This is a genomic window from Luedemannella helvata, from assembly GCF_039528415.1.
In the GTDB taxonomy this organism is placed as follows: domain Bacteria; phylum Actinomycetota; class Actinomycetes; order Mycobacteriales; family Micromonosporaceae; genus Luedemannella; species Luedemannella helvata.
Genome location: NZ_BAAALS010000016.1, coordinates 57,533 through 80,134, shown reverse-complemented (window position 1 = coordinate 80,134; position 22,602 = coordinate 57,533). Strand labels below are relative to the sequence as shown.

The following is a 22,602-nucleotide window of genomic DNA, read 5'->3' as shown; positions in this document are numbered from 1 at the left end:
CTCCTCGCTCAGGCGGCAGCCGGCCCCGCGCCGACCTTGTAGCGGTCGTAGCCCTGCTCCTCGAGGCGCTCGGCCAGCTCCGGCCCGCCCTCCTCGACGATGCGGCCGTCGACGAACACGTGCACGTGGTCCGGCTTCACGTACCGCAGGATCCGGGTGTAGTGCGTGATCAGCAGGACGCCGGTGTCGCCGGTGTCGCGCACCCGGTTCACGCCCTCGCTGACGACGCGCAGCGCGTCGACGTCGAGGCCGGAGTCGGTCTCGTCGAGGACGGCGATCTTCGGCTTGAGCAGCTCCAGCTGCACGATCTCGTGCCGCTTCTTCTCGCCGCCGGAGAAGCCCTCGTTCACGTTGCGCTGGGCGAACGCGGGGTCCATGCCGAGGCGCTCCATGGCGCCCTTGAGCTCCCCGCCCCAGGTGCGCAGCTTCGGCGCCTCGCCGTCGACCGCCGTCTTGGCGGTACGCAGGAAGTTGGCGACGGACACGCCGGGCACCTCGACCGGGTACTGCATGGCCAGGAACAGGCCCGCGCGGGCGCGCTCGTCCACCGTCATGGCGAGCACGTCCTGGCCGTCGAGGGTCACCGAGCCGCCGGTGATCTCGTACTTGGGGTGGCCCGCGATCGAGTACGCCAGCGTGGACTTGCCGGAGCCGTTGGGGCCCATGATGGCGTGGGTCTCGCCGGCCCGCACCGTGAGGTCGACCCCGTGCAGGATCGGCTTCAGCTCGCCCTCGGGCAGCTTCACCGACACCTGAAGGTCGCGGATTACGAGTTCACTCATGGTGCTACAACTCCATTACTCGGCGTCAGACTGACGTAGATGTCGCCGTCGCGGACCTCGACGGGATAGACGGGTACGGGCTCGGTGGCGGGCGGGCCGGACGGCGCGCCGGTGCGCAGGTCGAAGCGGGACCCGTGCAGCCAGCACTCCAGGGTGCAGCCGTCGACCTCGCCCTCGGACAACGGCACCGACTGGTGGGAGCACTCGTCGTAAACGGCGTAGAAGGTGCCGTCCTCGGCGTGCACCACCGCGATCTCGGTGCCGTCCAGGTCGATGGGCACGGCGTGACCCACGGCGACGTCGGCCGCCGCGCACGCGCGCACGAAGGTCAACTCGCTCACGCCCCGGCCTCCGACAAGCGTGCCTCGACCGCCCCGGCGAGGCGCTCACGCAGGGACTCGACCGGGATCTTGCCGAGCAGTTCGGCGAAGAAGCCGCGCACCACCAGGCGCCGGGCGTCGGTCTCCGGGATGCCCCGGGCCATGAGGTAGAACAGCTGCTCGTCGTCGAAACGGCCGGTCGCGCTCGCGTGGCCGGCGCCGGCGACCTCGCCGGTCTCGATCTCCAGGTTGGGCACCGAGTCGGCGCGCGCCCCGTCGGTCAGGACCAGGTTGCGGTTCACCTCGTACGTGTCGGTGCCCGTGGCGTCCGCCTGGATCAGCACGTCGCCGACCCAGACCGTGTGCGCGCCCTTGCCCTGCAACGCGCCCCGGTAGGTGACGTGGCTGCGGCAGTCCGGCACCGAGTGGTCCACCAGGAGGCGGTGCTCGATGTGCTGCGGGCCGTCGGCGAAGTACAGGCCGAACAGGTCGGCGTCGCCGCCACGGCCCGTGTACTCCACGGAGGTGTACTGGCGCACCAGGTCGCCGCCCAGCGACACCTGCACGTGGCTCACCTTGGCGTCGCGGCCGAGCTTGAGCTTGAGGTGCTGGGCCTGCACCGCGTCGGGCGCCCAGTCGGCGACCGTGACCAGCGTGAGGCGGGCCCCGTCGCCGACGATCACCTCGACGTTGTCGGCCAGGGTGGTCGAGCCGGTCTGCTCCAGAACGACGGTCGCCTCGGCCAGCGCGCCGACGTCGATCAGCGTGTGCGCGAAGGTGAGCCCGTCGGCCCCGGCGCCGGTGACGGTCAGCAGCACCGGGTCGGACAGCTCCGCGCCGCGCGCGATGGACACGACCTGCGACTGCGCGGCGTGGCCGTAGGCCAGGGCGCTGATCCGGTCGAACGGGGTCAGCGCCGAGCCGACCCGAGGGTCGGACGTGTCGACCGTGGTGACGGTGACGCCGGCCGGCAGGTCGGCGTACTCCCGCAGGAGCCCGGCACCCGCGGGCGCCGAGCCGTCCGCGGTGGCCAGGCCCCGCAGGCGCTTGAGCGGGGTGAACCGCCACTCCTCCTCGCGCCCGGTGAGCGCGGGGAAGTCGGTGACGTCGAACGAGCGCAGGCTCTGCGACTTGGTCTTGGCGGGCTTGCCGGCCTCGGCCTGCTCGGGCATGAGTGTCTGAGTCATCGTGCGGTCGGGCCGGTCAGCCCACAGCCCCTTCCATCTGCAGTTCGATCAGCCGGTTGAGCTCCAGCGCGTACTCCATGGGCAGTTCCTTGGCGATCGGCTCGATGAAGCCACGGACGATCATGGCCATGGCCTCGTCCTCCGACAGGCCGCGGCTCATCAGGTAGAAGAGCTGGTCCTCGGAGACCTTCGAGACGGTCGCCTCGTGGCCCATGGCCACGTCGTCCTCGCGGATGTCCACATAGGGGTACGTGTCGGAGCGCGAGATCGTGTCCACCAGCAGCGCGTCGCACTTGACGGTCGACTTGCTGGCGCTGGAGCCCTCCAGCACCTGGACCAGGCCCCGGTAGCTCGTGCGGCCGCCGCCCCGGGCGATCGACTTGGAGATGATCGTGCTGGAGGTGCGCGGCGCGGCGTGCACCATCTTCGCTCCGGCGTCCTGGTGCTGGCCCTCGCCGGCCATGGCGACGGAGAGCACCTCGCCCTTGGCGTGCTCGCCGACCATGTAGACGGCCGGGTACTTCATCGTCACCTTGGAGCCGATGTTGCCGTCGATCCACTCCATGGTCGCGCCCTCGTGCGCCACGGCGCGCTTGGTGACCAGGTTGTAGACGTTGTTCGACCAGTTCTGGATGGTCGTGTACCGGCAGCGGGCGCCCTTCTTCACGATGATCTCGACGACCGCGGAGTGCAGCGAGTCCGACGAGTAGATCGGCGCGGTGCAGCCCTCGACGTAGTGGACGTAGGCGTCCTCGTCGACGATGATCAGCGTCCGCTCGAACTGGCCCATGTTCTCGGTGTTGATCCGGAAGTAGGCCTGCAGCGGGATCTCCACGTGCACGCCCTTCGGCACGTAGATGAAGCTGCCGCCCGACCACACGGCCGTGTTCAGCGACGCGAACTTGTTGTCGCCCACCGGGATGACCGTGCCGAAGTACTCCTTGAACAGCTCCGGGTGCTCCTTGAGGCCGGTGTCGGTGTCGAGGAAGACGACGCCCTGCTGCTCCAGGTCCTCACGGATCTTGTGGTAAACCACCTCAGATTCGTACTGAGCGGCGACGCCCGCGACGAGGCGCTGCTTCTCCGCCTCGGGGATGCCCAGCCGGTCGTACGTGTTCTTGATGTCCTCGGGCAGGTCGTCCCAGCTCGCGGCCTGCTTCTCCGTCGAGCGGACGAAGTACTTGATGTTGTCGAAGTCGATGCCGGTGAGGTCGGCGCCCCAGTTGGGCATGGGCTTGCGGTCGAACAGCCGCAGGCCCTTGAGCCGCAGGTCGAGCATCCACTCGGGCTCGTTCTTGCGGGCCGAGATGTCGCGCACGACCTCCTCGTTGAGGCCCCGACGGGCGTTCGCGCCGGCGGTGTCCGTGTCGGCCCAGCCGTACTCGTAGGTACCCAGGCCAGCGAGCTGGTCAGCGGCAGTTTCGGTCATGGCTATACCTTCTCGGCTCTCTTGACGGCGATCGGCAACGGGCGGGTCGGGATGTAGGTGGTGCAGACGCCGTCGCCGTTGGCGATCGTGGCGAGTCGCTGCACGTGCGTGCCGACCAGGCGGGAGATCACCTGGGTCTCGGCCTCGCAGAGCTGCGGGAACTCGGCGGCCACGTGGGCGACCGGGCAGTGGTGCTGGCAGAGCTGCCCGCCCGACGCGATCACGGTGGCGCTGGCAGCGTAACCCTCGGCCGAGAGGGCACCGGCGAGCGCCTCCGCCCGCAGGAGAGGGTCGTCACCGCCTTGGCCCATGGCCTGCTCACAACGGTGCTCCAGGGCCTTGACCAGCGCCGCCGCGAAGCTGGCGACGGCCGCGTCGCCGTGCTCGCGGGCGATCCAGCGCAGGGCCTCACCGGCGAGGTCGTCGTAGTGATGCGGCCCACACGCCACCCGGCCGGCGTCCGTGAGCGAAAAGATCTTGGCCGGTCGGCCCCGGCGTCCCCGCGCGGGCTGCTCGCGGGCGACGACCTGACCGTCCGCGAGCATGGCATCGAGGTGCTTGCGGATGGCCGCGGGGCTCAACCCCAGCTGCTCGCCCAATTCCCCAGCGGTCGCGCCGCCGTGCTCCAGGAGCAGCGCGGCGACCCGGGTGCGGGTGCGACGGTCACCCTGAGCAGGCGAAACGGGCGCCACGGCGGGCGCCTCAGTTGACCTTGCCAGGGTTTTCACAACCTTTACGTTACGTATTTCGCCGGACGCCCGCAAACCGGGGGCCGGGTGATCCGAACCACCTCAGGGCACTCCGTACGATGGGCCACGTGTCAAGCCTCGCCTCCCGTACCCTGCTGCGCCGCTTCGCGCTGGCCTCCCTGGCCGCCAACGTGGGCATCGTGATCACCGGGGGCGTCGTGCGGCTGACCGGCTCCGGCCTCGGCTGCCCCACCTGGCCCCGGTGCACCGAGGAGTCCTACGTCACCACGGCCGCCATGGGCCACCACGGCGTGATCGAGTTCGGCAACCGCCTCCTGACCTTCGTGGTCGGGGCGCTCGCGGTCCTCTGCGTGGTGCTGGCGGAGATCCGCCGCCGCCGCGGCGGCCGCGACTGGTCCGAAACCCGCCTGGCCCTGCTTGTCTTCGCCGGCATCCCGCTGCAGGGCGTCATCGGCGGCTTCACCGTGCTCACCGACCTCAACCCGTGGGTCGTGGGCCTGCACTTCCTCGGGTCCATGGCGGTCATCGCCGCGGCGTACGCGCTGGTCAGCGCCACGAGCGCGGCTGCGGCGCCGTCGTGGCAAGCGCCTTCGGCCGTACGCCGGCTCGGCCAGGTTCTGGTCTTCGTCAGCGCCCTGGTCCTGGTCGCCGGGGTCGTGGTGACCGGCAGCGGCCCCCATGCCGGCGACGAGAACGCCCACCGCACGGGCCTCGACCCCGAAATGATCTCCCAACTGCACGTCGACGTGGTCATGCTCCTGCTGGGCCTGTCCATCGCCATGATCTTCGTGGTGCGCGCCACCGGCGGGCCGATCCGCCGGGCGGTAATCCTGCTGGGCGTGGAGCTGGCCCAAGGGCTGATCGGCTTCGTGCAGTACTTCACCCACCTGCCCGAGGTGCTCGTCGCGATGCACATGGGCGGCGCCTGCCTCGTCTGGATCGCCACCCTGGCGCTCTACGACGTCCTGCGCGCCCGCGCGGTCGCGCCCGACGTCGTTCCGGTCTCCCCCGCCGCGGTCCTGGCCCGGGTCTGACGCGCCGCGGCGCCGTCCGGCGGAGGGAGGCCGCCGCGCGGGGTGAACCAGCCGTTGAAGCCTCCCGGTGACCAGGTGACAGCGCCGTCACCCGTGCGCTCAACCGTGATCGCGCCGGGCGGGGTCGGCCAGATCAGGCACACCGCCCCGGTGGGACCGCACGGGCGCAGAAGCGTCGCGCCTCCGCCGCCCCGGGGACGCCGACCGCGTGCCACGTCGAACCGTCCGTGCCGAGGTACATCCCGGCCGCCCACCCAGACGGCGCCGCCACGGGGAAGACCCGCTACCAAACTCACGACTTTGGCGAGCCACGCCCCCGGAGTCCCGCCAAAAGCAGGACTTTGGCGAGCCACGCCACCCACAGCCCCGCCAAAACCACGACATTGGCGAACCGCACCACCCACAGCCCCGCCAAAACCACGACATTGGCGAGCCGCACCGCCGACCTCGCCGCCAAAAGCACGACTTTGGCGAGCCGCACCGCCGACCTCGCCGCCAAAACCACGACATTGGCGAACCACGCCACCCACAGCCCCGCCAAAACCACGACATTGGCGAACCGCACCGCCCACCTCGCCACCAAAACCACGACATTGGCGAACCACGCCACCCACAGCCCCGCCAAAAGCACGACATTGGCGAACCACACCACCCACAGCCCCGCCAAAACCACGACATTGGCGAACCACACCGCCGACCTCGCCACCAAAACCACGACATTGGCGAACCACGCCACCCACAGCCCCGCCAAAACCACGACATTGGCGAACCACACCACCCACAGCCCCGCCAAAAGCACGACTTTGGCGGGCCTCTGGGGTGGCGCGCGCGCCGCGTCAGGTCGGGAGGGCGCGGGTGATGGCTGCGGCCAGGCGGTCGGCGGCGCCGTCGGCGTACGCGAGGAACAGGGACGGCTCGGTGAGCTCGAGTTCCACCAGGATCGGGGAACCATCGGGACCCGGGATCAGGTCGACGCGGGCATAGAGAAGGTCGCCGGGGGCCGCCGCCAGGACCGCGTCCGCGACCGCGTGTTCGGTGACGGTCGGGGTGCGGGCGGTGATGACCTCCTCCTTGTAGAGGCCCTCGACGCCCAGGTCCGGGCCGTCGAGCATCGGGCCTTTGCGGATCGCGTGGGAGAACCGGCCGCCCAGGTAGATCATCGCGGTCTCGCCGTAGCTGTCGACGGCCGGCAGGAACGGCTGGAGCATGGTCACCCGGCCGGCGGAGGACAGCCGGGCCACGTGGGCCGAGGCGAGCGGCCGGTGCGCGGGGTCTGAGAGGTCGTACCGGCCCGTGTCGACGCTGCCCGCGCTGATCGCCGGTTTGATCACCCACTCGCCCGAGGTCGGCAGGTCGACCTGCTCGCCCGGCTCGACCCAGGTGGTGGGGACGACGGGCACACCGGCCGCCGCCAGCGAGGCGAGGTAGCGCTTGTCGGTGTTCCACTCGACGACGGCGGCCGGGTTGGCCAGGGCCGGTACGGACGCCGCCCAGCGGACGAACTCGTCGCGGCGGCGGGCGTAGTCCCACGGCGAGCGGAGCACGGCCAGGTCATAGAGCGCCCAGTCCACCGTGGGGTCGTCCCAGACGACCGGCTCGGCGGCCACGCCCCGCGCGTTCAGCGGGGCGATGACGAGCCGGTCGTCGTCCTCCAGGTCCGCCAGGTCCCGACAGGTAATGAGTGCGACCCGGGCTTTCGCCCGGGTCGCATGGTTGGCGATCACGTCAGTGACCCTATCCGAACTGCGAGAATGTCTCGCAGTTACTCCTGCTGGAGTCAGGGGAGAACGATGCTCAACGGGCCAGCGTGCGCCGGCCCATGGAGCGCCAGAGGTCGTTGCTGGGGCGGATCTGCTCCATCAACTCCCTCTCCCACTCGTTCTCCACGGTCACGCCGGCCTTCTCACAGGCGTAGCGTGCCACGTCCGTCGCCTCGGCGAACTGGTCGCCCCAAGCGCCGTCCTGGCCGACCAGCACGATGCGGGCACCGCGCTTGCCGACGTACTCAATAACCGCCGTCGCCCCGCCGTGGACGGAGGCGAAGTTCCGGATGCCAGCGACGAGCCCGTTAAGGGACGTCGCCCACGCCGGCATTGCGGTCAAGGTCGTATCGGAACCATCTGCCATACCTCGCAGCCTAGGCACGCTCAGGGCCGTACGGGGCCTATCAGAGACACAGGTGTGAGCTGTGTTACGAAAATCGCTCGTGAGTTTGATGTGCATTGCCAGGAAATATCCGACTAAGACTGCCGTAACTGTCGGTGATGACGGCTCGTTGATATCGAGGAATTTGCGCGCCCGGCAGGCTTCGGGCGTTTCACGACTGAATTAGGGCATCGATCGCGATAGTCACGAACAGGATCGTGAGGTACGAGGTCGACCAGTGGAACAGCCGCATGGGCTTGACCTGCTCGTTCCTGCGAATCCGGCCCAGCATCCGGTGCGCTTCGAGAACAAAGAGGGCGCTCGTCACGACCGCGATGGCCCCGTACAAGTAGGTCATTCCGGTAAACCAGAGCGCAACCGACGTGATCAGGGTGAGCCACGCGTAGATCACGGATTCGACCCCTACGCGGCGTAGCGAAGCCACCACCGGGAGCATGGGGATGCCGGCGCGCGCGTAGTCGTCCTTGAACTTGATCGCCAACGCGTAGAAGTGCGGCGGCTGCCAGAAGAAGACGATCGCGAACATGAGCCACGCCTGCCACGACAGCGAACCCGTGACGGCTGCCCACCCGATGAGCACCGGCGCCGAGCCGCACGCGCCGCCCCACACGGTGTTCTGCGGCGTCGTGCGCTTGAGCCACATGGTGTAGATCACGTCGTAGTAGACGATCGCGGCGACCGTCAGGGCCGTGGCCAGCAGGTTCGTGAAGACGGCCATGAGGGCGGTCGACACGACCGCCAGCACCAGGCCGAACACCAGCGCGCTGCGGTCGGAGACCGTGTGGGCCGGCAGCGGCCGGCGCGACGTACGCCGCATGAGCTGGTCGATGTCGCGGTCGATGTAGCAGTTCAGCGCGTTGGCCGCGCCGGCGGCGAGCGCGCCGCCGAGCAGGACGACCGCCATGAGCCACAGCGACGGCACCGAACGGTCGGCCAGCAGCATGGCCGGGATGGTCGTGACCAGCAGGAGCTCGATGATCCGCGGCTTGGTGAGGGCCACGTAGGCCCGCACGACAGCCATCCGGGAACGGGCGGCCGCGACCGGAACGGTCTCCACGGGACGCGTCTGAATCTGCGCTGCCTCAACGGGCCGATTAGCTACCGTGCTCACGCGGGCACCCGCCGGCCTGGCTCCAGGGCTGTCACTGCGATCTGGTTACCTTCCGGCGTCGCTCGGGCTGGGGAATGCCAACAGGGTACGCCTGGCCTGCGGGAGCGCTGCGGCACCCCGGCCGCTCAGCCGCACCGGAGGTTCACATCCCGCGTTGCGGACCGTGCGGGGCGCGACGCGTCCCGGTCGCGTCACCTGAGTAGCCTCTTCCTGATGGCCTAACCGCCCTTTGTCCGACGCGGCATGATCGCGTCGGCGGGCCCGTCCGCGCGAGGAGCACAACAGCCGTGACAACCAGCCCTCTTGACTGGTCTGACCTAGACCGCCGGGCGGTCGACACCGTCCGCGTCCTGGCGATGGACGCCGTGGAGAAGGCCGGCAACGGCCACCCTGGCACCGCGATGAGCCTCGCGCCCGCGGCCTACCTGCTCTTCCAGAAGGTCATGCGGCACGACCCCACCGATCCGTCGTGGGCGGGTCGGGACCGGTTCGTCCTGTCGTGCGGCCACAGCAGCCTCACCCTCTACATCCAGCTCTACCTTTCGGGGTACGGGCTGGAGCTCGACGACCTCAAGTCGCTGCGCCAGTGGAACTCGCTGACGCCGGGCCACCCGGAGTACGGGCACACCCCGGGCGTCGAGACGACGACCGGCCCGCTGGGTCAGGGCCTGGGCAACGCGGTCGGCATGGCCATGGCCGCGCGCCGCGAGCGGGGCCTGCTCGACCCGGACGCCCCGGCCGGGACGAGCCCGTTCGACCACTACATCTACGCCTTCTGCTCGGACGGCGACATCGAGGAGGGCATCAGCCACGAGGTGAGCGCCCTCGCGGGCCACCAGAAGCTGGGCAACCTGATCTTCCTCTGGGACGACAACGAGATCTCCATCGAGGACGACACCCGCATCGCGAAGTCCGAGGACGTGGCCGCCCGCTACGAGGCCTACGGGTGGCACGTGCAGACGGTCGACTGGCGCACCCCGGACGGGTACCACGAGGACGTCGAGGCGCTCTACCAGGCGCTGGAGGCCGCCAAGGCGGTCACCGACAAGCCGTCGTTCATCGCGCTACGCACGATCATCGGCTTCCCGGCCCCGAACAAGCAGAACACCGGCAAGATCCACGGCTCGGCGCTCGGCAAGGACGAGGTCGCCGCCACCAAGGAGGTGCTCGGCTTCGACCCGGTGCAGACCTTCGAGGTCGCCGAGGACGTCATCGCGCACACCCGCGAGCTGGCCAGCCGGGGCCGTGCGGCGCACGCCGAGTGGCAGAAGACCTTCGACGACTGGGCCGGCGGCAACCCGGACGGCAAGGCGCTGTTCGACCGGCTGTCGACGCGTACCCTCCCGCTGGGCTGGACCGACGCGCTGCCGCAGTTCCCCGCGGACCCCAAGGGCATCGCGACCCGCGCCGCGTCCGGCAAGACCCTCGACGCGCTGGCCGGCGTGCTGCCGGAGCTGTGGGGCGGCTCGGCCGACCTGGCCGAGAGCAACAACACCACCATGAAGGGCGAGCCGTCGTTTGTCCCGGCCGAGTTCGCCACCAAGGAGTTCCCGGGCCACGAGTACGGGCGCACGCTGCACTTCGGCATCCGCGAGCACGGCATGGGCGCGATCCTCAACGGCATCGCCCTGCACGGCGGCACCCGCCCGTACGGCGGCACCTTCCTGATCTTCAGCGACTACATGCGCCCGTCCGTGCGGCTGGCCGCGCTCATGAAGCTGCCGGTCATCTACGTCTGGACGCACGACTCGGTCGGCCTCGGCGAGGACGGCCCGACGCACCAGCCGGTGGAGCAGCTGACCGCGCTGCGGGCGATTCCGGGACTGGACGTGGTGCGCCCGGCCGACGCCAACGAGACCGCGTGGGCCTGGCGGGTCGCGCTGGAGCACACCGACCGCCCGAGCGCGCTCGCGCTGAGCCGCCAGGCGCTGCCGGTCATCGACCGGTCCGAGTACGCCGGGGCCGAGGGCGTCGCCAAGGGCGGTTACATCCTGGCCGAGGCGGGCAATGGACAACCTCAGGTCATCCTCATCGGCACGGGCTCCGAGGTCTCGATCTGCCTCACCGCCCGCGAGCGGCTGGAGGCGGCCGGCACCCCGACCCGGGTCGTGTCGATGCCCTGTCAGGAGTGGTTCCGCGAGCAGGACCAGGCGTACCGCGAGAAGGTGCTGCCGCGCGGCATCAAGGCGCGGGTCAGCGTCGAGGCCGGCGTGGCCATGTCGTGGCGGGACCTGGTCGGCGACTGTGGCGAAACGGTCAGCCTGGAGCACTTCGGCGCCTCCGCGCCGTACCAGGTGATCTTCGAGCAGTTCGGCTTCACGCCCGATCACGTGGTCGCCGCGGCGCACGCCTCGCTGGCGAAGGTCGGCGAGATCACCGGCACCACCACCGGCAACTAGTCGCAAGGGAGACGGCAATGACTGACAGGCTGGCAGAACTCTCGGCCGCCGGGGTGGCCGTATGGCTCGACGACCTCTCGCGCGCCCGCATCACCTCCGGCGGACTGGACGCGCTGCGCCGCGAGCAGCACGTCGTGGGCGTGACGACCAACCCGACGATTTTCGCGAAGGCGCTGTCCGAGGCGGCCGACTACGACGCCCAGCTGCGCGAGCTGAAGGCGGCCGGCGCCGACGTCGAGGCGGTGATCCGGGCCTTCACCACGGACGACGTGCGCAACGCGTGCGACATCATGCGGCCCGCGTACGACGCCTCCGGCGGCGTGGACGGCCGTGTGTCGATCGAGGTCGACCCCCGGCTGGCGTTCGACACCGAGAAGACGATCGCCGAGGCCGAGGAGCTGTGGCGCCTCGTCGACCGGGAGAACCTGTTCATCAAGATCCCGGCGACCCTGCCCGGTCTCGCGGCCATCTCCGAGGTGCTCGGCAAGGGCATCAGCGTCAACGTGACCCTGATCTTCAGCCTTGAGCGGTACGACGCCGTCATGGCGGCGTTCCTGTCCGGCCTGGAGCTCGCCCGGGCCAACGGCCACGACCTGAGCAAGATCGGTTCGGTGGCGTCCTTCTTCGTCTCCCGCTTCGACTCCGAGGTCGACAAGCGCCTCGACAAGATCGGCACGGACGAGGCCAAGGCGCTGCGGGGCAAGGCGGCCATCGCCAACGCCCAGCTCGCCTACCAGCACTACGAGCAGCTCTTCTCGACCGTGCAGTGGGACGAGCTGGCGGCGGCCGGGGCGCACCCCCAGCGGCCGCTGTGGGCGTCCACCTCGACGAAGAACCCCGACTACCGCGACGTCATGTACGTCGAGCAGCTCGTCGCCCCCGGCACGGTCAACACCATGCCGGAGCCGACCATCCACGCGTACGCCGACCACGGCGAGACCACCCCGAACATCGCCCAGGCGTCCTACGCGCAGGCGCAGGTCGTCATGGACTCGCTGGCCGCTCTCGGCATCGACTACGACGATGTCGTGGCCGTGCTGGAGCGCGAGGGCGTGGAGAAGTTCGAGGCGAGCTGGGTCGAGCTGCTGGCCACCGTGAAGGCCCAGCTGGAGGCCGTGTGATGGACGATTCCGTCGAGGCCGCGGGCGGGCTCACCGTCCGCGGCGCGGGCCAGGTCGAAGGCGCTGACCGTACCCGCGAGCAGCTCGTGGCCGACGGGGTCCCCGGCCTGCTCGCGCAGAAGGACCCGACCCTGTGGGGCGAGGACGCCGAGGCCGAGTCGAAGATCCGGCTCGGCTGGGTGGACACCTACCAGCGCAGCCGCGAGCTGGTGCCGGCGCTGGCCGCGCTCCGCGAGGAGCTGGCCGACCTCGACCACGTGGTGCTCGCCGGCATGGGCGGCTCGTCGCTGGCCCCCGAGGTGATCGCGCTGACCCTGGGCCTGCCGCTGACCGTGCTCGACACGACCGACCCGCACCAGGTGCGCACCGCGCTGGCCGACCGGCTCGAGCGCACGGTCGTGGTGGTGGCCAGCAAGTCGGGCTCGACCGTGGAGACGGACAGCCACCGCCGGGCGTACCAGCAGGCGTTCGCGGACGCCGGGCTGCCCGCGGCCGAGATCGGCCGGCACTTCGTGGTCGTCACCGACCCCGGTTCGCCGCTGGAGGCCACCGCCCGCGAGATGGGCGCCCACGTGATCCTGGCCGACCCCGAGGTGGGCGGCCGGTACAGCGCCCTGACCGCGTTCGGCCTGGTGCCCTCCGCGCTCGCCGGCGCCGACGTGGCCGAACTGCTCGACCAGGCCGAGGAGCTGGGCCGCACGATCGCGGCCGACGCCGACAACCCCGCCCTCGCGCTGGGCGCCGCGCTCGGCGCCGCCGCGCTGGCCGGCCGGGACAAAGTCGCGCTCGTCGACGACGGTACGGGCATCACGGGCCTCGGCGACTGGGCCGAGCAGCTCATCGCGGAGTCCACCGGCAAGCTGTCCAGGGGCATCCTGCCGGTCGTCGTGGAGACGCCGACCTCCCCCGGCGCGACCGGCGACGACGTCCTCACGGTGACCACGGGCGGCGCCCTGCCGCCGGCCACGTTCCCGGGCGGCGGCGTCGCGCCGCACGTCGCGGTCAACGGGCCGCTCGGCGCGCAGTTCCTCGCCTGGGAGGTCGCCACGGCGCTCGCCGGGCGGGTGCTCGGCATCAACCCGTTCGACCAGCCGAACGTGACCGAGAGCAAGGACAACACCAAGGCGATCCTGACCGGCGGGGCACCCGACGAGACGCCGGCGTTCACCGAGGGCGCCGTCGAGGTGTACGCGGCGAACCTGGGGTCGCCCGCGTCGCTGGCCGAGGCGCTGACCGCGCTGCTGGCGGCGGCCGGCTCCGACGGGTACGTCGCCGTGATGGCCTACCTGGACCGCTTCGGCGACGCCGACGCGGCGCGGGTGCGCCCCGAGCTGGCCCGCGCGAGTGGCCGCCCGGTCACCTTCGGCTGGGGCCCCCGGTTCCTCCACTCCACCGGGCAGTACCACAAGGGCGGCCCGCAGGTCGGCGCGTACCTGCAGATCACCGGCGCGGTCGTCAACGATCTCGACGTGCCCGGCCAGCCGTACACGTTCGGGCAGTTGCAGGCGGCGCAGGCCGCCGGCGACCGGCAGGCGCTCGCGGGCCGGGGCCGGCCGCTGCTGCGGCTGCACCTGACCGACCGCGCGGCCGGCGTGACCCAACTGCTCGAGGCGGCGCGCCAGCTCGGCGCCTAGCGGACACGCAGCACACCGGCGCCGGCGACCCCGGCGCCGGTGGTCAATAAGGATCATCGAGCCTGGAGGGCTGATGGCAGAGAATGCGGAGCAACCGCAGTCGCACAACCCGCTACGTGATCCTCAGGACCGGCGGCTGCCCCGCATCCCCGCGCCGTGCGCGCTGGTCATCTTCGGCGTGACGGGCGACCTGGCCCGCAAGAAGCTCATCCCGGGCATCTACGACCTCGCCAACCGCGGCCTGCTGCCGCCCAGCTTCGTCGTGGTCGGCTTCGCCCGCCGCGACTGGTCGCACGGGGACTTCGAGGCGCTCGCCAAGGAGGCCGCCCGGCAGCACGCCCGTACGCCCTGGCGCGACGAGGTATGGGCGCGCCTGTCGGGCAACATCCAGTTCGTACCCGGCTCGTTCGACGACGACGCCGCGTTCGACCGGCTGTGCGCCTGCCTGGACGCGATGCGCGACAGCCACGGCATCCACGGCAACGCCGCGTTCTACCTGTCGATCCCCCCGACCGCGTTCCCGACCGTCCTCAAGCAGATGGGCCGCACCGGCCTGGCCTCCAACGCCCGGTCGGGCGGCTGGCGGCGGGTGGTCGTGGAGAAGCCGTTCGGCGAGAACATGGAGACCGCCAAGCAGCTCAACGACCTGGTCGACGACGTGTTCACCGCGGAGGACGTGTTCCGCATCGACCACTACCTCGGCAAGGAGACGGTCCAGAACATCCTGGCGCTGCGCTTCGCCAACGCGATGTTCGAGCCCGTGTGGAACAGCCGCTACATCGACTCGGTGCAGATCACCATGGCCGAGGACGTCGGCATCGGCAGCCGGGGGGCGTTCTACGACGCCACCGGTACCGCCCGCGACGTGGTGCAGAACCACCTCATGCAGTTGCTCGCCATGGTCGCCATGGAGGAGCCGACCGGCTTCGACGCGGCGGAGATCCGCACCGAGAAGCTCAAGGTGCTGCGCGCCATCACCCTGCCCAAGGACATCGCGGCCGACACCGTACGCGGCCAGTACCTGCAGGGCTGGGTGGCCGGCGAGCGGGTCAAGGGTTACCTCGAAGAGGACAACGTCCCGGCGGACTCGACCACCGAGACGTGGGTCGCGCTGACGCTGGGCATCCAGAACCGCCGGTGGGCGGGCGTACCGTTCTACCTGCGCGCCGGCAAGCGCATGCCACGACGGGTCACCGAGATCGCGATCCTGTTCAAGCAGGCGCCGCACCTGCCCTTCCACCCGACCGACGTCGAGATGCTCGGCAACAACCAGCTGGTCATCCGGGTGCAGCCCGACGAGGGCGTGACGCTGAAGTTCGGCTCCAAGGTGCCGGGCACGGCCATGGAGGTCCGCGACATCACCATGGACTTCCAGTACGGCGAGGCGTTCACGGACTCCTCCCCCGAGGCGTACGAGCGGCTCATCCTCGACGTCCTCATCGGCGACCGGACGCTGTTCCCGGACGCCGCCGAGGTGGAGGCGGGCTGGCGGGTCATCGACCCGCTGGAGGAGGCGTGGGCGGGCGTGAAGCCGGAACCCTACCGGGCTGGCGAGTGGGGCCCCCGCGCGGCGGACGAGATGCTGGCCCGGACCGGGCGGGCATGGCGGCGCGCGTGAGCACGACTTTCTACCTGGGGGTTGCGGCATGATCGGGCTGTGGGACACCACCGGCACAGAGGTGGTCAAGGCACTCGCCGCCGAGCGGCGCAGCGCGGGCGGCGTCACCAGCGGCCTGGCGCTCACCATGATCACGGTGGTCGACGAGAAGCACGTCCGGGAGGCGGAGGCCGCCGCGACGATCGCGGCGTCCGCGCACCCGTGCCGGGTGCTGATCGTGGTGCGCTCCGACATCGAGCGCAACACGAGCCGCCTCGACGCTGAGATCATCGTGGGTGGCCGCCTGGGGCCGTGCGAGGCTGTCGTCATGCGGATGTACGGGCGCCTCGCGCTGCACGCCGAGTCGGTGGTCATGCCGCTGCTCGCCCCGGACGTACCCGTGGTGACGTGGTGGCACGGGCAGCCGCCGGAACGCATCGCGTACGACTTCCTGGGGGTCGTGGCCGACCGGCGGGTGACGGACGCGAAGCAGGCGCCCGACCCGATCGCGGCGCTGCACGAGCGCGCCACGGACTACGCCCCGGGCGACACCGACCTGGCCTGGACCCGGATCACCCCGTGGCGCACCCTCGTGGCAAGCGCGTTCGACACGGTCGACGCCTCGATCGTGGCCGCCTCGGTGACGGCGCCCGAGAAGGACCCGACGGCCGCGCTCATGCGTGGCTGGCTGAAGTCGCGGCTGGGAATCGAGCCGGCCCTCATCGTCGACAACGCGGCGCCCCGGATGCGCACGGTGACGCTGACCTGCCGCAACGGCGACGAGCTGAGCCTCATGCGCGACGACGACGCGGCCGTGTTCCGCCGCAGCGGGCAACCCGACCACGCCCTGCCGCTGACCCGCCGGCCGCTCGGCGAGGAACTGGCCGAGGAGCTGCGCCGGCTGGACGCGGACCAGATCTACTCGGACGCGCTCGGCGCCCTGGCCGGACTGAGCGGGCTGCACGAGCGGCCCGGCACCCGGGTGCACATCTGGCAGGACCCGGCGCTCGAGGCGCGCGCCGAGGAGACCAACGGCACGGCGGCGGGGTAGCTCATGTCCCAGACAGGCGTGGTGGTCCACGCGGACGCGCAGTCCCTGGCGCAGGCCACGGCGGCCCGGCTGCTCGTGCGGCTCGTCGACGCGCAGAGCCACCGGGAGACGGCCTCGGTCGTCCTCACGGGCGGGCGCAGCGCAGCGGTGATCTACGCGGCGATGCGCGACAGTCCGGCCCGCGACGCCGTCGACTGGTCCAAGGTCGACTTCTGGTGGGGGGACGAGCGCTTCCTGCCGTCCGGCGACCCGGAGCGCAACGAGACACAGGCGCGCGAAGCGCTGCTCGACGCGCTCCCGGTGGACCCGGCCCGGGTGCACCCGATGCCGGCCAGCGACGGCCCGGACGGCGACGACCCGGAGGCGGCCGCCGGCCGCTACGCCGACGAGCTGGCCCGGGCCTCGCGGGGTGGCACCCCGGGGCTGCCGCGTTTCGACATCGTGCTGCTCGGCGTCGGCGAGGACGGCCATATCGCGTCCGTCTTCCCGGAGCACCCGGCCGTGTACGACACCCGGCCGGTGACGGCCGTGCGGGGCGCGCCGAAGCCGCCACCCGTACGGCTGACGCTCACCCAGGTCGCCATCAACACGGCGACGGAGGTGTGGCTGCTCGCCACCGGGGCCGGCAAGGCGTCCGCGGTGGGCACGGCGATAACCGCCAGCGGCCCGGTACGGCTGCCGGCCGCGAGCGTGCACGGCCAGGAGCGCACGTTGTGGCTCCTCGACCGCGAGGCCGCCCGCGACGTCCCCCCCCCACCTTCCACTAACCCACTAACACCGCCATAGCGGTCGCCCGGGCACCCAGCCGCGAGTTGTGGATTCTTTGGCCGACATAGCGACACATTGAATCCATAACCCTTGCCGGTGGCCCGTCAAAGAGCGCCGCCGCCGGCAGTCCTGGGCAGGGGTCGGCGGCCGACGCCCCGGTCGGGGCGGCGGGGGTAGCGGGACGCGGGCGCCGTTAGCGGGGGCGGCGTTCGTGGAGGCGACGCATGGCCTCCTCCAGGATCGCCGCGGCGTCCGCGTCGCTGCGCCGCTCCTTCACGTACGCCAGGTGCGTCTTGTACGGCTCGGCGCGGGGGCGCGCCGGGGGGTTCTGCTCGTCCTGGCCGGCTGGCAGGCCGCAGCGCGGGCACTCCCAGATCGCCGGCGCGGGCACATCGGCCGCGAAGGACGGTTCGGTCTGGTGGCCGTTGGCGCACCAGTAGGAGACGGACGTGCGGGCGACCGCTTCCATGCGGTCCTGACCGGCGTCGACCCATCGCATGGGGCCAGAGCCCACACGGGTCCCTCGAATGGCGTTACCACTTGCCACGACTCTCGCTCCTGGTGTCCCGGGGATGACAACCTGGTGGTGCGCATTACGTGGTGGTGCGCATGGTGCTGGCGGTGCTCCTGGGGCCTATGTGGCTCAGGAGACCGCTGGGACGCGCGTGGTCTACTGGGGGTGAAATAGACCAGCGCGCGGCGTGTGACACGCCGCGCGCTTGAGTCTAGGACGAACTGCGGATTTCAGATACTGCCACTTTCGGCAAGCTTGATCCACAGGCCGAATCCGACGATGCAGGCGAACCAGATCACGCCCACCACGATGGTGTAGCGGTCGAGGTTCTTCTCGGCGACCGAGGAGCCGGACAGGCTCGAGGAGACGCCGCCGCCGAACATGCTGGAGAGGCCGCCACCCTTACCGCGGTGGAGCAGGATGAGCAGCGTCAACAGCACACTCGTGATGATGAGCAGCACGACCAGGGTGTACGCGAACGCCATGGTGGTCGAAGTCCTCTCGGGTAATGGAGTGTCGCCGCCGGAATGGGACGCCGACGACGGCCCGTCAAGGATAGCGGGCGGGAGCCACCTGATGCGGGGAGGGCCCGCCCGGGCCCTCCCCGGCCGATCAGCTGCCGCCGGCCTCGTTGAACCGGCAGATGCCCGCGAACTCCTGGGCGTCCAGGCTGGCGCCGCCGACAAGGGCGCCGTCGATGTCGGGCTGGGCCATGATGCCGGCCGCGTTGGCGGCCTTCACCGAGCCGCCGTACAGGATCCGGGTGGCCCCGGCCACCTCGGCGTCGTACAGCTCCGCCAGGCGGACCCGGATCGCGCCGATGACCTCCTGCGCGTCTTCGGGCGTGGCCGTCTTGCCGGTGCCGATCGCCCAGACCGGCTCGTACGCCACGACGACCTTCTTGACCTGCTCGGCGGTCAGCCCGGCCAGGGCCCCGTCGAGCTGGGCGAGCGTGTACGCCACATGGGTGCCGGCCTCGCGGATCTCCAGGCCCTCGCCCACGCACAGGATCGGCGCGATGTCGCTGGCCAGCGCGGCCTTGACCTTCGCGTTCACCACGGCGTCGTCCTCGTTGTGGTAGGCGCGGCGCTCCGAGTGCCCCACCACCGCGTACGAGCAGCCCAGCGCGGCCAGCATCGCCCCGGAGATCTCGCCCGTGTAGGCGCCGGCGGTGTGCTGCGAGATGTCCTGCGCGCCGTAGCCGATGAGCAGCTTGTCGCCATCGACGGCCGTCTGCACGGTCCGGATCGACGTGAACGGCGGCAGGACGACCACCTCGACGTCCGCGAAGACCTTCTCGTTGAGGCTGAAGTTCAGCTCCTGGACGAGCTTGTTGGCCTCGCGGTGGTTCAGGTTCATCTTCCAGTTGCCGGCCATGAGAGGCCGGCGGGTGTACTCAGTCATCACTTCTCCAGGGCGGCCACGCCGGGGAGGGTCTTGCCCTCCAGGTACTCCAGGGAGGCGCCGCCACCGGTGGAGATGTGCCCGAAGGCGGACTCGTCGAGGCCGAGCGCGCGCACGGCCGCGGCCGAGTCGCCGCCGCCGACCACGGTGAAGCCGTCGACCTTCGTGATGGCCTCGGCGACGCCCCGGGTGCCGGCCGCGAACGGCGCCAGCTCGAACACGCCCATCGGGCCGTTCCAGAACACGGTCTTCGCGGTGCCGAGCACCTCGGCGAACGCGGCCACCGTGTCGGGGCCGATGTCGAGGCCCAGCCACTCGGCCGGGATCGCGTCGGCCGTGACCGTGTCGACCTGCGCGTCGGCGGCGAACCTGTCGGCCACGACGACATCCGTCGGCACCTTGATCTTGCCGCTGGCGAGCAGGTCACGGCACGTGTCGACCTGGTCGTCCTCGAGCAGGGACTTGCCGACCTCGTAGCCCAGGGCCTTGAGGAAGGTGAAGCACATGCCCCCGCCGATGAGCAGCGTGTCGACCTTGGGCAGCAGCGCCTGGATGACGGCGAGCTTGTCGGAGACCTTCGAGCCGCCGAGCACGACCACGTAGGGCCGCTCGGGGTTGCCGGTCAGCGTCGAGAGCACCTCGACCTCGCGGAGCACCAGGCCGCCCGCGTAGTGCGGCAGCAGGGCCGGCACGTCGTAGACGCTGGCGTGCTTGCGGTGCACGGCGCCGAACGCGTCGTCCACGTACGCGTCGCCGAAGGCGGCCAGCTGAGCCGCGAACGCGCCCCGCTCGGCCTCGTCCTTGCTGGTCTCGCCCGGGTTGAAGCGCAGATTCTCCAGCAGCACCACGCCGCCGTCGGTCAACCGCGACACCGCGTCCTGGGCGGAGGCGCCCACGGTGTCGTCGGCGAAGACCACCGGCGAGCCGAGCAGCTCGCTGAACCGCACCGCGACCGGCGCCAGGGTGTACTTCGGGTCCGGCGCGCCCTTGGGGCGGCCGAGGTGGGACATGACGACCACCCGGGCGCCCGCGTCGCGCAGCGCGATGATGGTCGGCAGGACGGCGCGGATCCGGCCGTCGTCAGAGATCACCGACGGGTTGGCCTTGTCGAACGGGACGTTGAGGTCGGCGCGCACCAGGACGCGCCGACCCGCAACACCCTCGCTCAACAGGTCGTCGAGCGTACGGATCGTCACAGCGACGAACCCACCAGCTTGACGAGGTCCACGAGGCGGTTCGAGTAGCCCCACTCGTTGTCGTACCAGCCCACGACCTTGACCTGGTCGCCGATGACCTTGGTGAGGCCGGCGTCGAAGATGCACGAGGCCGGGTCGGTCACGATGTCGGTCGAGACGATGTCGTCCTCGGTGTAGACCAGGATGCCCTTGAGCGGGCCCTCGGCGGCGGCCTTGACCACCGCGTTGACCTCCTCGACCGTGGTCTCGCGGCCGGCGGTGAAGGTGAGGTCGGTCGCCGAGCCGGTCGGCACCGGCACGCGCAGCGCGTAGCCGTCGAGCTTGCCCTTGAGCTCCGGCAGGACCAGGCCGATCGCCTTGGCGGCGCCGGTCGAGGTCGGCACGATGTTCAGCGCGGCGGCCCGGGCGCGACGCAGGTCCTTGTGCGGGCCGTCCTGCAGGTTCTGGTCCTGCGTGTACGCGTGGATCGTGGTCATCAGGCCCTTGACGATGCCGAACTCGTCGTTGAGGGCCTTGGCCATCGGCGCGAGGCAGTTGGTGGTGCAGCTCGCGTTCGAGATGATGTTGTGCGTGGCCGGGTCGTACTGGTCCTGGTTGACGCCCATGACGACCGTGACGTCCTCGTTCTTGGCCGGGGCCGAGATGATGACCTTCTTGGCGCCACCGTCGAGGTGGGCCTTGGCCTTGGTGGCGTCCGTGAAGAAACCGGTCGACTCGATCACCACGTCGGCGCCCAGGTCGCCCCAGGGCAGCTTGCCGGGGTCGCGCTCGGCCAGCGCCTTGAAGGTGTGGCCGCCCACGGTGATCTCGTCCGCCGTGGCCTTGACCTCCTGGCCCAGGCGGCCCAGGATGCTGTCGTACTTCAGCAGGTGGGCGAGCGTGGTGTTGTCCGTGAGGTCGTTGACGCCAACGATCTCGATGTCCGCGCCCTGCACTAGGGCGGCGCGGAAGAAGTTCCGGCCGATCCGGCCAAAGCCGTTGATACCAACCCGGATGGTCACAGGGATTCAGCTCCTCGCCACTGTGCGCCGACCTCTCCGGCCGGCTCGTTAGATCTAGTCGGGCACCCGCCGCAGTCGATGAGTGGCCGGGCGTGAGACCGAACCACGGCCTCGTCGCCGCACACAACAAACACTATCCGAGCAGGAGTCAGCGCACGGAAACGGGGTCGAAACCTCAAGGGTGACGCGCGCCTCAGCTGGCCAGCATTTCCGCGGTGACGACCGACTCCGTATCGGGAATGCCCAGGTCGCGGGCGCGCTTGTCGGCCAGGGCCAGCAGGCGGCGGATGCGGCCGGCGATCGCGTCCTTCGTCAGCGGCGGGTCGGCGAGGGCGCCCAACTCCTCCAGCGAGGCCTGCCGGTGCTCCAGGCGCAGCCGGCCGGCGCTGGTGAGGTGCCACGGCGCGTCGTCGCCCAGGATGTCCAGCGCGCGGGTGACGCGCGCGCTGGCCGCCACCGCGGCGCGGGCGGAGCGGCGCAGGTTCGCGTCGTCGAAGTTGGCCAGGCGGTTGGCCGTGGCGCGCACCTCCCGGCGTACCCGTCGCTCCTCCCACGAGAGCACGCTGGCGTGCGCGCCGATGCGGGTGAGCAGCGCGGCGATCGCGTCGCCGTCCTTGACCACGACCCGGTCGACGCCGCGCACCTCGCGGGCCTTCGCCGCGATGCCGATGCGGCGGGCGGCGCCCACGAGCGCCAGCGCGGACTCCGGACCCGGGCAGGTGATCTCCAGGGCGCAAGAACGGCCCGGCTCGGTCAACGACCCGTGCGCCAGGAAGGCGCCGCGCCACGCGGCCACGGCGCAGCAGGTGCTCGCCGAGACCACGTGCGGCGGCAGGCCGCGCACGGGCCGGCCGCGCACGTCGAGCAGCCCGGTCTGGCGGGCCAGGGCCTCGCCGTCCTTGACCACCCGCACGATGTAGTGGCTGGCCCGGCGCAGGCCGCCCGAGGCGAGCACGTGAAACTCACTCGGGTACCCGTACACCTCGGCGATCTCGCGCCGCAGGCGGCGGGCGGCGACGCCGGTGTCGAGCTCCGCCTCCACCACGACGCGGCCCGAGACAATGTGCAGCCCGCCCGCGAAGCGCAGCAGCGCCGCCATCTCGGAGCGCCGGCAGCAGGGCTTGGACACGTCCACCCGGCTCAGTTCATCCTTGACCGAAGCGGTCATCGCCATAGTG

General features: G+C 70.9%; 22 protein-coding genes. 7 read left to right on the top strand and 15 right to left on the bottom strand.

Annotated features, from left to right (window positions below; all coding sequences use genetic code 11):
• Positions 1–8 precede the first annotated feature (8 nt).
• The 5 genes from sufC to ABD191_RS17265 are packed head-to-tail and all read right to left on the bottom strand — an operon-like array spanning position 9 to position 4,410.
• Positions 9–782, bottom strand: coding sequence for a Fe-S cluster assembly ATPase SufC (sufC, locus tag ABD191_RS17285; RefSeq protein WP_344082807.1), 774 nt, complete (start codon positions 780–782; stop codon positions 9–11).
• Positions 779–1,114, bottom strand: coding sequence for a non-heme iron oxygenase ferredoxin subunit (locus ABD191_RS17280; RefSeq protein ID WP_344082953.1), 336 nt, complete (start codon positions 1,112–1,114; stop codon positions 779–781). Before ABD191_RS17280 ends, sufC begins: the two co-directional genes overlap by 4 nt.
• Before the next feature lie 5 nt (positions 1,115–1,119).
• Positions 1,120–2,289 (bottom strand): Fe-S cluster assembly protein SufD, encoded by a 1,170-nt coding sequence (gene sufD, locus ABD191_RS17275; protein WP_425560741.1) that lies wholly within the window; start codon positions 2,287–2,289, stop codon positions 1,120–1,122.
• Between the two features lie 16 nt (positions 2,290–2,305).
• Entirely contained in the window at positions 2,306–3,718 is a 1,413-nt protein-coding gene (gene sufB / locus ABD191_RS17270; protein ID WP_344082805.1) for a Fe-S cluster assembly protein SufB, read from the bottom strand.
• Between the two features lie 2 nt (positions 3,719–3,720).
• On the bottom strand, positions 3,721–4,410 hold the full coding sequence (locus tag ABD191_RS17265) for a helix-turn-helix transcriptional regulator (RefSeq protein WP_344082803.1): 690 nt from the start codon (positions 4,408–4,410) through the stop codon (positions 3,721–3,723).
• A gap of 116 nt (positions 4,411–4,526) precedes the next feature.
• Between ABD191_RS17265 and ABD191_RS17260 the strand changes: the two genes are divergently transcribed.
• On the top strand, positions 4,527–5,462 hold the full coding sequence (locus tag ABD191_RS17260) for a COX15/CtaA family protein (protein WP_425560740.1): 936 nt from the start codon (positions 4,527–4,529) through the stop codon (positions 5,460–5,462).
• A 292-nt stretch (positions 5,463–5,754) separates the two neighbouring features.
• Here the strand turns inward: ABD191_RS17260 and ABD191_RS17255 are convergent, their stop codons facing one another.
• From ABD191_RS17255 to ABD191_RS17240, 4 genes are all read right to left on the bottom strand, one after another.
• Positions 5,755–6,255 (bottom strand): hypothetical protein, encoded by a 501-nt coding sequence (locus tag ABD191_RS17255; RefSeq protein ID WP_344082799.1) that lies wholly within the window; start codon positions 6,253–6,255, stop codon positions 5,755–5,757.
• Positions 6,256–6,298: 43 nt separating this feature from the next.
• A complete protein-coding gene (locus ABD191_RS17250) occupies positions 6,299–7,183 on the bottom strand; it encodes an ATP-grasp domain-containing protein (RefSeq protein ID WP_344082949.1) in 885 nt (294 codons plus the stop codon).
• Positions 7,184–7,256: 73 nt separating this feature from the next.
• Entirely contained in the window at positions 7,257–7,589 is a 333-nt protein-coding gene (locus ABD191_RS17245) for a hypothetical protein (protein WP_344082797.1), read from the bottom strand.
• A 190-nt stretch (positions 7,590–7,779) separates the two neighbouring features.
• Positions 7,780–8,739 carry a heme o synthase gene (locus tag ABD191_RS17240; protein ID WP_425560739.1) on the bottom strand — a complete coding sequence of 320 codons (960 nt, stop codon included), beginning with the start codon at positions 8,737–8,739 and terminating at the stop codon, positions 7,780–7,782.
• A 287-nt stretch (positions 8,740–9,026) separates the two neighbouring features.
• Here ABD191_RS17240 and tkt point away from each other — a divergent pair, with 287 nt between their 5' ends.
• From tkt to pgl, 6 genes are all read left to right on the top strand, one after another.
• The gene (gene tkt / locus ABD191_RS17235; protein WP_344082793.1) at positions 9,027–11,138 is read left to right on the top strand and encodes a transketolase; all 2,112 of its coding nucleotides are present in this window, start codon (positions 9,027–9,029) and stop codon (positions 11,136–11,138) included.
• Positions 11,139–11,155: 17 nt separating this feature from the next.
• The gene (gene tal, locus ABD191_RS17230) at positions 11,156–12,259 is read left to right on the top strand and encodes a transaldolase (RefSeq protein ID WP_344082791.1); all 1,104 of its coding nucleotides are present in this window, start codon (positions 11,156–11,158) and stop codon (positions 12,257–12,259) included.
• A complete protein-coding gene (locus ABD191_RS17225; RefSeq protein ID WP_344082789.1) occupies positions 12,259–13,893 on the top strand; it encodes a glucose-6-phosphate isomerase in 1,635 nt (544 codons plus the stop codon). Before tal ends, ABD191_RS17225 begins: the two co-directional genes overlap by 1 nt.
• Before the next feature lie 73 nt (positions 13,894–13,966).
• Entirely contained in the window at positions 13,967–15,511 is a 1,545-nt protein-coding gene (zwf, locus tag ABD191_RS17220) for a glucose-6-phosphate dehydrogenase (protein ID WP_344082787.1), read from the top strand.
• 28 nt (positions 15,512–15,539) lie between these two features.
• On the top strand, positions 15,540–16,541 hold the full coding sequence (locus ABD191_RS17215) for a glucose-6-phosphate dehydrogenase assembly protein OpcA (RefSeq protein WP_344082785.1): 1,002 nt from the start codon (positions 15,540–15,542) through the stop codon (positions 16,539–16,541).
• Between the two features lie 3 nt (positions 16,542–16,544).
• A complete protein-coding gene (gene pgl / locus ABD191_RS17210; protein WP_344082784.1) occupies positions 16,545–17,327 on the top strand; it encodes a 6-phosphogluconolactonase in 783 nt (260 codons plus the stop codon).
• 175 nt (positions 17,328–17,502) lie between these two features.
• Here the strand turns inward: pgl and ABD191_RS17205 are convergent, their stop codons facing one another.
• The 6 genes from ABD191_RS17205 to whiA all read right to left on the bottom strand — a co-directional run bounded on the left by ABD191_RS17205 (position 17,503) and on the right by whiA (position 22,598).
• Positions 17,503–17,856, bottom strand: a complete 354-nt coding sequence (locus tag ABD191_RS17205; protein WP_344082782.1) for an RNA polymerase-binding protein RbpA — start codon at positions 17,854–17,856, stop codon at positions 17,503–17,505.
• A gap of 197 nt (positions 17,857–18,053) precedes the next feature.
• Positions 18,054–18,308, bottom strand: a complete 255-nt coding sequence (gene secG, locus ABD191_RS17200) for a preprotein translocase subunit SecG (protein WP_344082780.1) — start codon at positions 18,306–18,308, stop codon at positions 18,054–18,056.
• Between the two features lie 127 nt (positions 18,309–18,435).
• Positions 18,436–19,227 (bottom strand): triose-phosphate isomerase, encoded by a 792-nt coding sequence (gene tpiA / locus ABD191_RS17195; RefSeq protein WP_344082778.1) that lies wholly within the window; start codon positions 19,225–19,227, stop codon positions 18,436–18,438.
• Positions 19,227–20,423: a phosphoglycerate kinase gene (locus ABD191_RS17190; protein ID WP_344082776.1), complete on the bottom strand. Its 1,197-nt coding sequence runs from the start codon at positions 20,421–20,423 to the stop codon at positions 19,227–19,229. The genes tpiA and ABD191_RS17190 overlap by 1 nt, the downstream gene beginning before the upstream one ends.
• On the bottom strand, positions 20,420–21,424 hold the full coding sequence (gap, locus tag ABD191_RS17185) for a type I glyceraldehyde-3-phosphate dehydrogenase (protein ID WP_344082774.1): 1,005 nt from the start codon (positions 21,422–21,424) through the stop codon (positions 20,420–20,422). Before gap ends, ABD191_RS17190 begins: the two co-directional genes overlap by 4 nt.
• A 193-nt stretch (positions 21,425–21,617) precedes the next feature.
• The gene (gene whiA, locus ABD191_RS17180; protein ID WP_344082772.1) at positions 21,618–22,598 is read right to left on the bottom strand and encodes a DNA-binding protein WhiA; all 981 of its coding nucleotides are present in this window, start codon (positions 22,596–22,598) and stop codon (positions 21,618–21,620) included.
• Positions 22,599–22,602 lie beyond the last annotated feature (4 nt).

Coding starts and splice junctions, on each gene's coding strand:
- ABD191_RS17215 (WP_344082785.1), top strand. CDS start 15,540: ATGATCGGGCTGTGGGACACCACCGGCACAGAGGTGGTCAAGGCACTC.
- pgl (WP_344082784.1), top strand. CDS start 16,545: ATGTCCCAGACAGGCGTGGTGGTCCACGCGGACGCGCAGTCCCTGGCG.
- zwf (WP_344082787.1), top strand. CDS start 13,967: ATGGCAGAGAATGCGGAGCAACCGCAGTCGCACAACCCGCTACGTGAT.
- secG (WP_344082780.1), bottom strand. CDS start 18,308: ATGGCGTTCGCGTACACCCTGGTCGTGCTGCTCATCATCACGAGTGTG.
- whiA (WP_344082772.1), bottom strand. CDS start 22,598: ATGGCGATGACCGCTTCGGTCAAGGATGAACTGAGCCGGGTGGACGTG.
- sufC (WP_344082807.1), bottom strand. CDS start 782: ATGAGTGAACTCGTAATCCGCGACCTTCAGGTGTCGGTGAAGCTGCCC.
- ABD191_RS17225 (WP_344082789.1), top strand. CDS start 12,259: ATGGACGATTCCGTCGAGGCCGCGGGCGGGCTCACCGTCCGCGGCGCG.
- sufD (WP_425560741.1), bottom strand. CDS start 2,289: ATGACTCAGACACTCATGCCCGAGCAGGCCGAGGCCGGCAAGCCCGCC.
- sufB (WP_344082805.1), bottom strand. CDS start 3,718: ATGACCGAAACTGCCGCTGACCAGCTCGCTGGCCTGGGTACCTACGAG.
- tal (WP_344082791.1), top strand. CDS start 11,156: ATGACTGACAGGCTGGCAGAACTCTCGGCCGCCGGGGTGGCCGTATGG.
- ABD191_RS17260 (WP_425560740.1), top strand. CDS start 4,527: ATGGGCCACGTGTCAAGCCTCGCCTCCCGTACCCTGCTGCGCCGCTTC.
- ABD191_RS17245 (WP_344082797.1), bottom strand. CDS start 7,589: ATGGCAGATGGTTCCGATACGACCTTGACCGCAATGCCGGCGTGGGCG.
- tpiA (WP_344082778.1), bottom strand. CDS start 19,227: ATGACTGAGTACACCCGCCGGCCTCTCATGGCCGGCAACTGGAAGATG.